This window comes from Pseudarthrobacter sp. SSS035 (assembly GCF_023273875.1).
Taxonomy (GTDB): Bacteria; Actinomycetota; Actinomycetes; order Actinomycetales; family Micrococcaceae; genus Arthrobacter.
The window spans coordinates 3,978,176-3,990,026 of the sequence record NZ_CP096882.1; the positions used below are offsets into that span (position 1 = coordinate 3,978,176).

The window sequence follows — 11,851 nt, forward strand, 5'->3', positions numbered from 1 at the left end:
GCCTGTGAATCACAGGCTGCGTCCGGGCGTCCGGCGTTAAGTCGCGAGGAACGCTAGGCTGGTGACTGACACGGGGTGCCGCGCAGAGAGCCGGCTGAGATCCACACCCGTTGAACCTGTCCGGTTAGCACCGGCGAAGGGATGTCTCCTTTGGCTTCAACTTCTGTCCTTCCTCCTGCAACACCCGCGGCGGCTCTGCCGGAAACCCCGGCAACCCGGGCTGGGGTCCGGCCCGCACCAGGCCGATCTTCTGCGGTCCGGGTGCTGCGTGACGTTCCGCGGGTGCTGTCCATTGCCGGATCGGACCCTTCAGGGGGCGCGGGCGTCCAGGCCGACCTCAAAAGCATTGCAGCCCTTGGCGGCTACGGCATGGCGGCCATCACCGCGCTGACGGTCCAAAACACCCAGGGGGTCCAGGCGGTTCACGTCCCGCCTGCGTCCTTCCTGGGCCAGCAGCTCGATGCCATCAGCGATGACATCACCATCGACGCGGTCAAGATCGGCATGCTGGGCGACGCTGCCGTGATAGGTGTGGTCCGTGACTGGCTGGACAAGGTGCGTCCCGCCGTCGTCGTTCTTGATCCGGTGATGGTGGCCACGAGCGGCGACCGGCTGCTGCAGGAGTCTGCCGAGGCGGCCCTGAGGGAGCTGCTCCCGCTCGCGGACCTGATTACCCCCAACCTGGCCGAACTTGCCATCCTGGTGGGGGAGCCGCAGGCGAGGGATTGGCACGACGCGCTCGGGCAGGGGCAGCGGTTGTCCGCCGCGACCGGTGCCACCGTCCTGGTCAAGGGCGGCCATCTCGACGGCGGCGCGTGCCCGGATGCCCTGGTCAACGCTGCCGGGCTGCTCGCCCAGGAGGTGGTGGAAGTGAGCGGGGACAGGATCCCCACGCGCAACAGCCACGGCACCGGCTGCTCGCTGTCGTCGGCCATGGCCACAGCTCAGGCCCGGCTGGGGGACTGGGAAGCCGCACTGCGGCAGGTGAAGCCCTGGCTGGTGGGCGCGCTGCAGGCCGCTGACCAACTTGAGGTGGGCGGGGGCAACGGCCCCATCAACCACTTCCACCACATGCAACAGGTTCCGGCAGCCGGTGAATTCGCAGAGACGCTGCGCCGGGCGTCGGAGCCGGATCTTGCAGCCATCTACGGACTGGATTTCATCCGAGACCTGGCGGCCGGCACATTGGCTGAGGAACAGTTCGCCTATTACCTCGCCCAGGACGCCATCTACCTCAACGGCTATTCGCGGGTCCTCGCCCGGGCCAGTGCGCTGGCGCCCACGGAAGCCGCCCAGCTGTTCTGGGCAAAGTCGGCCCAGCAGTGCCTTGAGGTCGAGTCCGAACTGCACCGCACGTGGCTAAGCACCAGGACAGTGGACTCCGTCCTGGGACCTGTCACCAAGTCCTACGTGGACCACCTGCTGGCGGCCTCGGCTTCCGGCAGCTACGCGGTCCTCGTTGCGGCGGTGCTGCCGTGCTTCTGGTTGTATGCCGAAGTGGGACAGACCCTCCACTCGGAGTTCCTGGCTGCGGGTGCACCGGCAGCACATCCTTATGCCGACTGGCTGCGGGCCTATGCTGACGAGGATTTCGCCCAGGCCACACGTGACGCCATCGCCTTCGCTGACGACGCCGGCCGGAGTGCTTCCGCGGATGAACGGGCGGCGATGCTGGTGGCTTTCAGGCAGTCGTGCCGGTTCGAAGTGGAATTCTTCGACGCGCCGCGAATTCATTCCTGACAGGCTGCGGCCCGTTCGGCCTGTACGATAGTCAGGCACGGTTTTGGATTGTCAGTGCAGTACCTGCTTGTGGGTCCTATCACAGACAACCGACCGTAACCAGCCTCATTTGCGGCCGAAGGCAAAATTAGCGTATTCTAGATCTTCGGTGCTTACGCCAACACTTGGGTTACGACCCCACGGCGTTGAGGCACAGCGAGAACCCAGCCAAATATGGAATCGGGTTCAGCACGCAAATTTAGTAATAAACGTCGAGAGAAGTGAGTTCCCAAGTGGTGTACGCGATTGTCCGCGCAGGCGGCCGCCAAGAGAAGGTTTCCGTTGGAGACTTCGTTACCCTGAACCGCGTCCCCGGTGGAGCCGGCAGCACCTTTGAGTTGCCCGCACTGCTCCTGGTAGACGGTGACAAAGTCACCTCTGCTGCTGCGGACCTGGCCAAGGTAACGGTTACGGCTGAGATCCTCGAAGACCTCCGTGGTCCGAAGATCGTCATCCAGAAGTTCAAGAACAAGACCGGTTACAAGAAGCGCCAGGGTCACCGTCAGGAATTGACCAAGGTCAAGATCACGGGTATCAAGTAACTCTTCGTTACTGTTCAGGTTCTTCAGCAGATTCCCCAGAATTTAAAGGCAGGCATTTCAAATGGCACATAAAAAAGGCGCGAGTTCCACTCGCAACGGTCGTGACTCCAACGCCCAGTACCTCGGCGTCAAGCGCTTCGGTGGTCAGGTAGTTTCCGCAGGCGAGATCATCGTCCGCCAGCGTGGCACCCACTTCCACCCGGGCGCCGGCGTTGGCCGTGGCGGCGACGACACACTGTTCGCCCTGGCCCCGGGAGCCGTCCAGTTCGGCACCCGCCGCGGTCGCCGCGTAGTCAACATCGTTGCTGCTGCAGCTGCAGAGTAACAAATAGTTCTGAAACGGTGGAGCGGGCCATTTGGTCCGCTCCACTATTCTTTTAACCGCATTACAATCGTCTTGGCGCCCGTGGGCGTCCAGGAAACAGCACTGAGGAGATCCACGTGGCGAGCTTTGTAGACCGGGTAGTACTGCACGTATCCGGCGGTACCGGCGGCCACGGCTGTGTCTCCGTCCACCGGGAGAAGTTCATCCCACTGGGCGGGCCCGACGGCGGTAACGGCGGCGACGGCGGCAACGTCATCCTGCGCGTTGACCACCAGACCACTACCTTGCTCGACTACCACCACTCCCCGCACCGCCACGCCACCAACGGCGGGTCCGGCATGGGCGACTGGCGCGGCGGCAAGAATGGCGAGACCCTCGTCCTGCCCGTGCCCGACGGCACCGTGGTCAAAGCCAAGGACGGCACCGTCCTGGCAGACCTGGTCGGCGAAGGCGCAGAATACGTGGCGGCCGCCGGCGGCCAGGGCGGCCTGGGTAACGCTTCGCTGTCCTCGCAGAAGCGCCGTGCCCCGGGCTTCGCCCTGCTGGGCATCGAGGGTGACGCCCGTGACGTTGTGCTGGAACTGAAGTCCATCGCCGACATTGCGCTTGTTGGTTTCCCCTCTGCCGGCAAATCCAGCCTGATCGCGGCCATGTCCGCCGCGCGGCCCAAGATCGCCGACTACCCCTTCACCACGCTGATCCCGAACCTGGGTGTTGTCCAGTCCGGCGATGTCCGCTTCACCATTGCAGACGTTCCGGGCCTCATCGAGGGCGCCAGCGAAGGCAAGGGCCTTGGCCACCACTTCCTGCGCCATGTGGAGCGTTGCGCCGCACTGGTACACGTGCTCGACTGCGGCACGCTGGAATCGGACCGCGACCCGCTGGCAGACCTGGCCATCATCGAGGCCGAACTGGAAAAGTACTCCGTAGACATGAGCTTCGCGGGTGCCGACGGCGAAGTGGTTCCGCTGAACCACCGTCCGCGCCTGGTCGCCCTGAACAAGGTGGATCTCCCGGACGGCAAGGACATGGCTGGATTCGTCCGCCCCGAACTGGAGTCACGCGGCTACCGGGTCTTCGAGATCTCGGCCACCAGCCACGAGGGTCTCCGCCAGCTGGGCTTCGCCATGGCGGAAATCGTCCAGGCCGCCCGTGCCGCCCTCGCGGCCGCCCCACCCAAGGTCCAGCCGCCCATCCTGCGTCCCCGCGCCGTCAACGAAGCCGGCTTCAAGATCCGCCGCGAGGAAAAGAACCTCGAACCGCTCTTCCGCGTACTGGGCGACAAGCCTCTCCGCTGGGTCAAGCAGACCGACTTCACCAACGAGGAAGCCATCGGCTACCTCGCCGACCGCCTGGCCAAGCTCGGCGTCGAAAACGAACTGTTCAAGCAAGGCGCCAAGCCGGGCGACGCAGTCGTGATCGGCGAAGATGACGGCGTTGTCTTCGACTGGGAGCCCACCATGAGCGCCGGAGCCGAAATGCTCGCATCACCGCGCGGCACGGATATCCGTTTCGCGGACGTCGGCGACCGCCCCACCCGTGGCCAGAAGCGTGACGAGCAGCAGGAACGCAAGGATGCCAAGGCCGCCGCCCGCGCCGAGCTCGAAGCCGAGCGCAAGGCCGGGATCTGGACCGAATCGGTCAGCGGCCGCCGCGCTGCCAAGCCGGTCAAGGAGAGTGGACTGGGCGCAGAAGATGACCAGTAGCTCCGTCTCCGCGGTCCCGCGGAAGCGCGCCGCGGACCGTAGTGTGCTCTCGGATGCCCGCAGGATTGTTGTTAAGGTCGGCTCATCGTCGCTGACCAGCATCAAGGGCGGCATCTCGGAAGAATCGCTGACCGCCCTCGCCGATGCGCTGGCAGCCAAGCGGAACTCCGGGACCGAGATCATCCTGGTGTCTTCCGGTGCGATCGCGGCCGGCCTGGCACCGCTGGGTCTCGCCAAGCGGCCGCGTGACCTGGCTACGCAGCAGGCCGCGGCCAGCGTGGGCCAGGGACTGCTCATGGCCCGTTACACCCAGGCGTTCGGCGCCCACGGCGTAACCGTCAGCCAGGTGCTGCTCACCGCCGATGACCTGATGCGCCGGAGCCAGCACACCAACGCCTTCCGTGCCCTGGACCGGCTCCTCAACCTTGGCGTGGTACCGGTGGTCAACGAAAACGACACCGTTGCGACGCACGAGATCCGTTTCGGTGACAACGACCGCCTTGCGGCCCTGGTGGCCCACCTGGTCCGCGCCGACGCGCTGGTGCTCCTCTCCGACGTCGACTCCCTCTATGACGGTCCGCCGTCGCACGGTGCCAAGCGGATTCCGCTCGTGGAAGGTCCGCACGACCTCGACGGCGTCACCATCGGCAAGGCAGGCAAAGCCGGCGTCGGAACCGGCGGCATGACCACCAAAGTGGAAGCCGCCACCATCGCGGCCGGTTCAGGGATCCATGCCCTGGTCACGTCCACCGCCAACGCCGCCGCCGCCCTGGCCGGCGAGGACGTTGGCACCTGGTTCAAGGTCAATGGCGCCCGCAAGCCGGTCCGGCTGCTCTGGCTTGAGCACCTTGCCTCCGTGCATGGCAGGCTGATTCTCGACGACGGCGCCGTCAAGGCAGTGCGCCACCGCCGCACTTCGCTGCTTCCGGCCGGCATCTCCGCGGTGGACGGCGATTTTGAGGCGGGCGACGCCGTCGAAATCGTCAGTGCCGACGGCACCGTCATTGCCCGCGGCCTCGTCAACTATTCCGCCGCGGAACTGCCCCAGATGCTGGGACGGTCCACCAAGGAGCTGGGCAAGGCGCTGGGCCGCGGATATGACCGTGAAGTTGTTCACGTTGACGACCTGGTGCTGGTCTGAGCCTGCGGCTCGCCTAAACTTGGATCATGACTGAGGCACTGATTCACAACACTGCTGCGATTTCCGAGGATACCACTGCTGTTCCCGCTGCCCCGGAAGCGCCTGCATCAGCTGCCGTTCCGTTGTCCGCCGAGGACGTCGAAGCGGCGGTCCATGCCGTCGCCGACCGTTCCAAGCACGCGGCCCGCCGGATGGCAAGTGCCAACAGGGCCTTGAAGGACCGTGGCCTGCGCGCCATCGGAGCTGCCCTGCTGGCGCGGAAGGACCAGATCCTTGCCGCCAACGCCAAGGATGTTGCCGCCGGCAAGGCCAACGGCACCTCGGCGGCCATGCTGGACCGGCTGACGCTTACTGACGCCCGCATTACCGGGCTCGTTGACGCCCTGGAAAACCTGGCCAACCTGCCCGACCCGGTGGGCAACGTGGTCCGCGGCCAGACGCTGCCCAACGGTCTCCGCCTGCGTCAAATCAACGTGCCCATGGGTGTCGTCGCAGCCATTTACGAGGCTCGGCCCAACGTCACCGTTGACATCGCCGGTCTCGCGCTCAAGAGCGGCAACGCCGTTATCCTCCGCGGCGGCACCGCCGCTGCAGCCACCAACGACGCCTTGGTCCACGTTCTCCGCGAAGCACTGGACGGCGTGGGACTTCCCGCCGATGCCGTGCAGACAGTGGACCAGTACGGACGGGAAGGCGCGAATGCGCTGATGCGGGCGCGCGGCCGGGTTGATGTCCTGATTCCGCGCGGGGGCCGGGACCTGATCCAGTCCGTGGTGTTGAACGCCGCCGTGCCGGTCATCGAGACCGGCGAGGGCAACGTGCATATCTTCATCGACGAATCCGCCAGCGAGGACATGGCGGTGGAGATCCTGCTGAACGCCAAGACCCAGCGGCCCAGTGTCTGCAACACCGTGGAGACGCTGCTGGTCCATTCGCGGTCCACCGTGCTGCCCGCCGTCGCCGCCGCGCTGCGCGGCGCCGGGGTCACCCTCCACGCCGACGAGCGCATCCGTGCGGCGCTGCCTTCATCTGTTGAGTCCGTGCCGGCAACGGATGAGGATTGGGGAACCGAGTACATGGACCTGGACCTCGCCGTCGCAATGGTGGACAGCCTGGATGACGCCGTCAAGCACATCCGGACCTGGTCCACGGGCCACACCGAAGCGATCCTCACCAACGACCTGGCCAACGCGGAGCGGTTCATCGCCGAGGTTGACTCTGCTGCGGTCATCGTCAACGCGTCCACGCGGTTTACCGACGGCGGCGAGTTGGGCCTCGGTGCCGAGGTTGGCATCTCCACGCAGAAGCTGCACGCCCGCGGCCCTATGGGACTGACTGAGCTCACCACCACTAAGTGGATCGTGCAGGGCGAGGGCCAGGTCCGCGGGTAGCAACGCGGTAATATAGACAGAAGTCCGGAACGGCGGGACAATCCGCTGCCACATCCTTGAACCTTAGGGGAGAAAATGCTGCTCCAGCAGATCGCCATGACCGTTGCCGAAGGCGGAGAACACGCACCCGCTCCGATCTGGGCTGAGCCGTGGGTGTTCGGCGTATCCATTTTCGCCATCCTGCTGGTGATGATGTTCGTTACGCTCTCCTACTCGAACCTGGGCAACCGGCACACCGTAACGGATGAGCACGCCGATCCGCACCGCCAGCACCCCAACAAGCACGACCACGGCCAAGGCCACTGAAATTTCCCGTGTTCTGCACCGTGACGGTGCGCAAAGGCGGCTGCGGCTGGGCGTGATGGGCGGGACGTTTGATCCCATCCACCACGGCCACCTTGTTGCAGCCAGCGAAGTGGCCGCCAAGTTCGGCCTGGATGAAGTGGTCTTTGTCCCCACCGGGCAGCCGTGGCAAAAGTCGCACAAGCAGGTCAGTGAGCCTGAGCACCGCTACCTCATGACGGTGATCGCCACGGCATCGAACCCCCGCTTCACTGTCAGCAGGGTGGATATCGACCGGCCCGGTCGCACGTATACCATTGATACCTTGCGGGATCTCCGGACCCAACGTCCGGATGCGGATCTGTTCTTCATTACCGGTGCGGATGCACTGGCGCAGATTCTGTCCTGGAAGGACATCGACGAGCTGTGGTCACTGGCCCATTTTGTCGGTGTGACACGGCCGGGACATGTGCTTGATGGCATGGGCCGCAAGGACGTCAGCCTCCTTGAGGTGCCGGCCATGGCCATCTCGTCCACGGACTGCCGTGTCCGTGTAGCCGGGAACAACCCCGTCTGGTACCTCGTGCCGGACGGAGTGGTCCAATACATCGCCAAATATGGTCTGTACGCCGAGGGATCAGATCCCGAGGACGTCCGAACTACCGAAACAGACGAGCCAGCCAGTACTGAATGAGTCCTCAATGAGTCAGGAAAAGCCCCCCGTCCGCAGCCGCCGAGAAATGCGGCAGGCCAGAGATGAGAACCCGGCTCCCGGGTCCAACGGCCCGGGCCAGGTTTCGCCTGCCTCAAAACAACGGCGCGCGGCTGACGCCGCGGTGGATTCCGTCCCTGAGCAGTCCCAAGCGCAGCGGTCCTCGCAGATCCGGGCCCGCGACCGCGCGGCGCTGCGTGCCATCAAGGAACTCGAGGAGAAAGAGGGCCAGCTTTCCGCAGGAGGCCCTCCCACGCGCAGGCAGTTGCGGCTCCAGCAACTGAAGGAACAGGCCGTCACGTCGGCCAATCCCATCATTCCCGCTCCCATGGGGCAGCCTTTGCCAAGCCAATCCGCGCCGAGCCAATCCGGGCCGGGTCAAGCGAAGCCAGGTCAAGACACTGCTGTATCCGCCGATATGGCCGGGCCCGCCGCGCCGGCGAACGGTGCAGGTGTTCCGGCTGGCATGAGCGTGGAGCAGGCACTCGCAGCCCGCACGCTTATTGCCGAGCAGGCCAAGAACCAGCTGGCCAAGATGGAACACATCGCCTCGCTGGACCCCGAAGCAGTGGATCCGGACATCCTTGCGGAACAGATCGCCTTGGCCGAACGCGCGGCGGTGCTGAACCGCCGGGCGATGGCCAAGCGGAAGCTGGCCGAGCAGGCCGCCCCTGCACAGCCAGTATCAGTACCCACGCAGGGTTCCAATCCGCAGGCCGCGGCCACCCAATCCGTTCCCCAGACGGGCCCGGCCACCGCCGACAACCTGGCCATGGTCACGCCGCTGGAATTCGTGCAGGTACCCGGCGTCGACCGTCCTGTGATGAAACCCCCGGCGACCTCCTACGTGCCGTTGGCGACCCATTCCGGACCTAAGGTCCGGCCTGGCGGCAAGGGCCGCCGGCCGTCCACTACGTCCAAAGAGCCGGCCGCAGGTTCTGCGCAGGCGGCCGCTTCGGGCCGTTCCCGGGTGATCGCCCGTGCGGAAGCTGCTGCCAGGGCCGCCGCGGCACCGAAGCGCGTCGTCCCCGTCCAGCCCCACGTGGCCGATACACCAATGGGGGAGCCGGACGATCTGTTCGATGACCTGCCGCGCATCCCGGCACGGTCAGCACACGGGCTGGAGCCGCTGGATGCGGCAACGGCCGGCCTGGCCCGTGCGAAGCGGCTCAGGGTTATGCAGGTCCTCGTCCTGGCTTTTGGGATTGTGGCCCTTATTTCCGGCGTTATCCTCATCGTCAGCGGCATCTCCAGCTGACCAGGCAACGCCCTTTTACGAAGCTTTAGAAAACTACAAGGAGTCCCATGACTGCAACAGATTCATCCATCGCCATTGCCCGCCAAGCCGCCAAGGCAGCCGCGGACAAGATTGCCCACGACATTGTGGCGCTCGACGTCAGCGAACGGCTGGCACTGGCAGACGTCTTCCTCATCGCATCCGCGCCGAGCGAGCGCCAGGTCAACGCCATCGTTGACGGCATCGAAGAAGAACTTTCCAAGCAGGACCTCCGTCCGGTACGCCGCGAAGGCCGCTCCGGCGGGCGCTGGGTACTGCTGGATTACTCGGACATCGTCATCCACGTCCAGCATGAAGAGGACCGCGTTTTCTATGCCCTGGAGCGCCTGTGGAAGGACTGCCCGGTGGTTGACCTGCAGCTGGGCGAGGACACTTCAGCCAAGGCAACGGCGGCCTCCGACTCCGAATAGCAGGCCTTGCCGGCCCGAATATGCCCGATTTGGAATTTTCGGAAAAGCTGGTCTAAGATATTTGAGTTGCTCCGGGGAGACCGCGGAGTAACGAAGGTCCGGGGCTGTGGCGCAGCTGGTAGCGCACCTGCATGGCATGCAGGGGGTCAGGGGTTCGAGTCCCCTCAGCTCCACCGGATAATCCGCCGGAATCGAAAGATTCCGGCGGATTTTTTTGTTGCAGGAAGTTGCAGGAAAATGATCCTCCCGATTGGCGCCGCGCGCAGTTTTCTATTAAGCTGATCAGGTTGCTTCGGGCGGTCTGAACCGCGGAGGAGCATAAGTTTGGGGCTGTGGCGCAGCTGGTAGCGCACCTGCATGGCATGCAGGGGGTCAGGGGTTCGAGTCCCCTCAGCTCCACCAAACAGGACGCAGGTCCGCAAAAAAATGAGCCACCCGGTCGGGTGGCTCATTTTTTGTCTCCCAAGCAGGGAGCCCGGAGAAGTGGGCGCCGAGTAGTGAGCGCCTAGACCCAGTCAGTCCGGCGCAGCGGCGGCCCGTCCCCGCCGGCACGCTGGACGAGGATCTGGTTGACGCCCGTGATCCCGGTTTCAAAGCCCAGGGCACTTGAGGCCATGTAGAGCCGCCACACCCGCGCCCGGCCCAGGCTGGTGAGCCGAACGGCTTCGTCCCAGTTCTCTTCGAGCCTGCGCACCCACGCCCGCAAGGTCAGGGCATAGTGCTGGCGCAAGGCCTCCACGTCCAACACTTCGAACCCGCCGGTCTCCAGCGCGCTGACCATCTCGCCCAGGCTGATCATCTGGCCGTCCGGAAAGACATAGCGCGGAATGAACGAATCCGGGTCGGGCTTGATGAGGCCGGCATTCCAGGAGATGGCGTGGTTTAGCAGCCGGCCGCCGGGACGAAGCAGGCCGTGCAGCACATCGACATAGTGGGGTGTCTGTTCCCGGCCCACGTGTTCGGACATGCCGATGGAGCTGATGGCGTCGAACGGCCCGTCGGCGATATCCCGGTAATCCTGGACCCGGATGTCGATGTTTTCGGTCAACCCGGCGTCGGCAGCACGTTTGCGCGCCAGCACGGCCTGTTCGGTGGAGAGTGTCACGCCCACCACCGAGACGCCGTAATGCTGCGCCGCGTGCAACGCGAAGCTGCCCCAGCCGCACCCCACGTCCAGTACCCTCATCCCGGGCTTCAGTCCAAGCTTCCGGCAGACGAGATCCAGCTTGGCCTTCTGCGCGTCATCCAGTCCGGCCGGAAGACCGCGGCTGGCAAGGGTGCCGCCGCCGCCGGGTCCATCCGCCCACACAGCGCACGAGTAAACCATTGAGGGTCCCAGCACGAGGGCGTAAAAGTCGTTGCCGACGTCGTAATGGTGCGAGATGGCCGCGGCGTCGCGCTGCCGGGTGTGGAGCCGGCCCTTCCGCGTGACCTTGGCCTCCTCCGGCGGCGGAGCCGGGTTGGGGCCCAGCGCGCCCAGCCGGACCGCCGTGCTGACCAGCGTGGCCAGTTCACGCGGAGTCAGGGGCCGGAAGGGGCCGGGCTCGGAAAACTTGCCCACCGAGCTGAGCGCCGTGAAGGCTGCAAAGATGTCGCCGGGGGCGACGATGTCCCCGGCGACGTAGGCGCGGCTGAGCCCGAGCTGCCCCGGCGACCACAGGATCCGGCGCAGGGCGCGGCGTGACCTGAATTCGAGGACCGGGGCGTCGGGCGGCCCCGCCTCGGACCCGTCCCACGCCCGCAGCCTCAGCGGTATCTCCGTCGTCCCCAGGACGATGCCCAGTGCGTTCGCCAGCAGCGACGCTGCCCCTTTTTCTGTTCTCATGGTCCTCGCCTTTCGTCCGCCTAGGCCCAACAGTACGACGCCGGCGCGCGCCTGTCAGCGCAGCGGCGCGATTATCATGGGGGAGTGAATGAGACGTTGCCACCGTGCCCCGAATGCTCCAGCGCCTACACCTACGAGATGGGTGCGCTCCTGGTCTGCCCGGAATGCGGCCACGAGTGGTCCGCCCAGGCGGCGGAGGCGACGGCAGAGGCCGGGCCGAGGGTCATCAAGGATGCAGTGGGCAACATCCTCGCCGACGGTGACACGGTCACTGTGATCAAGGACCTGAAAATCAAGGGCAGCTCCGGTGTCATCAAGGTAGGCACCAAAGTCCGCGGGATCAGGCTCATGGACGGTGTGGGCGATCACGACATCGACTGCAAGGTGGACGGCGTGGGGCCGATGCAGCTCAAATCCTCCGTGGTGAAAAAGGTCTAGCCG

At 65.3% G+C, this 11,851-nt stretch carries 12 protein-coding genes, 2 tRNA genes and 1 riboswitch; of the genes, 13 read left to right on the forward strand and 1 reads right to left on the reverse strand.

Annotated features, from left to right (window positions below; translation table 11 throughout):
• Positions 1-61 precede the first annotated feature (61 nt).
• A riboswitch (TPP riboswitch) is annotated at positions 62-159 on the forward strand.
• From thiD to MUN23_RS18500, 12 genes are all read left to right on the forward strand, one after another.
• Entirely contained in the window at positions 142-1,740 is a 1,599-nt protein-coding gene (gene thiD / locus MUN23_RS18445; protein WP_248760282.1) for a bifunctional hydroxymethylpyrimidine kinase/phosphomethylpyrimidine kinase, read from the forward strand. Its footprint overlaps the riboswitch before it by 18 nt.
• Before the next feature lie 272 nt (positions 1,741-2,012).
• A complete protein-coding gene (rplU, locus tag MUN23_RS18450) occupies positions 2,013-2,321 on the forward strand; it encodes a 50S ribosomal protein L21 (protein ID WP_018773353.1) in 309 nt (102 codons plus the stop codon).
• A gap of 61 nt (positions 2,322-2,382) precedes the next feature.
• Positions 2,383-2,646, forward strand: coding sequence for a 50S ribosomal protein L27 (rpmA, locus tag MUN23_RS18455; RefSeq protein ID WP_056340543.1), 264 nt, complete (start codon positions 2,383-2,385; stop codon positions 2,644-2,646).
• A gap of 116 nt (positions 2,647-2,762) precedes the next feature.
• Positions 2,763-4,352 carry a GTPase ObgE gene (gene obgE / locus MUN23_RS18460; RefSeq protein WP_248760283.1) on the forward strand — a complete coding sequence of 530 codons (1,590 nt, stop codon included), beginning with the start codon at positions 2,763-2,765 and terminating at the stop codon, positions 4,350-4,352.
• Positions 4,342-5,493 carry a glutamate 5-kinase gene (proB, locus tag MUN23_RS18465; RefSeq protein ID WP_248760284.1) on the forward strand — a complete coding sequence of 384 codons (1,152 nt, stop codon included), beginning with the start codon at positions 4,342-4,344 and terminating at the stop codon, positions 5,491-5,493. Before obgE ends, proB begins: the two co-directional genes overlap by 11 nt.
• 26 nt (positions 5,494-5,519) lie before the next feature.
• Complete coding sequence (locus MUN23_RS18470) at positions 5,520-6,884, forward strand: glutamate-5-semialdehyde dehydrogenase (protein WP_248760285.1); 1,365 nt, start codon at positions 5,520-5,522, stop codon at positions 6,882-6,884.
• 75 nt (positions 6,885-6,959) lie between these two features.
• The gene (locus MUN23_RS18475; protein ID WP_056340536.1) at positions 6,960-7,190 is read left to right on the forward strand and encodes a hypothetical protein; all 231 of its coding nucleotides are present in this window, start codon (positions 6,960-6,962) and stop codon (positions 7,188-7,190) included.
• Positions 7,129-7,860 carry a nicotinate-nucleotide adenylyltransferase gene (gene nadD / locus MUN23_RS18480; protein ID WP_256468649.1) on the forward strand — a complete coding sequence of 244 codons (732 nt, stop codon included), beginning with the start codon at positions 7,129-7,131 and terminating at the stop codon, positions 7,858-7,860. The genes MUN23_RS18475 and nadD overlap by 62 nt, the downstream gene beginning before the upstream one ends.
• Before the next feature lie 7 nt (positions 7,861-7,867).
• Positions 7,868-9,136, forward strand: coding sequence for a hypothetical protein (locus tag MUN23_RS18485; RefSeq protein WP_248760287.1), 1,269 nt, complete (start codon positions 7,868-7,870; stop codon positions 9,134-9,136).
• 47 nt (positions 9,137-9,183) lie between these two features.
• The gene (gene rsfS / locus MUN23_RS18490) at positions 9,184-9,585 is read left to right on the forward strand and encodes a ribosome silencing factor (RefSeq protein ID WP_058932218.1); all 402 of its coding nucleotides are present in this window, start codon (positions 9,184-9,186) and stop codon (positions 9,583-9,585) included.
• 100 nt (positions 9,586-9,685) lie between these two features.
• A tRNA-Ala gene (locus MUN23_RS18495) sits at positions 9,686-9,758 on the forward strand.
• Positions 9,759-9,911: 153 nt separating this feature from the next.
• Positions 9,912-9,987: transfer RNA gene (locus MUN23_RS18500), tRNA-Ala, on the forward strand.
• A 103-nt stretch (positions 9,988-10,090) separates the two neighbouring features.
• Here the strand turns inward: MUN23_RS18500 and MUN23_RS18505 are convergent.
• On the reverse strand, positions 10,091-11,410 hold the full coding sequence (locus MUN23_RS18505) for a cyclopropane-fatty-acyl-phospholipid synthase family protein (protein ID WP_248760289.1): 1,320 nt from the start codon (positions 11,408-11,410) through the stop codon (positions 10,091-10,093).
• Positions 11,411-11,494: 84 nt separating this feature from the next.
• Between MUN23_RS18505 and MUN23_RS18510 the strand changes: the two genes are divergently transcribed.
• A complete protein-coding gene (locus tag MUN23_RS18510; protein ID WP_082575780.1) occupies positions 11,495-11,848 on the forward strand; it encodes a zinc ribbon domain-containing protein YjdM in 354 nt (117 codons plus the stop codon).
• Positions 11,849-11,851: the final 3 nt, after the last annotated feature.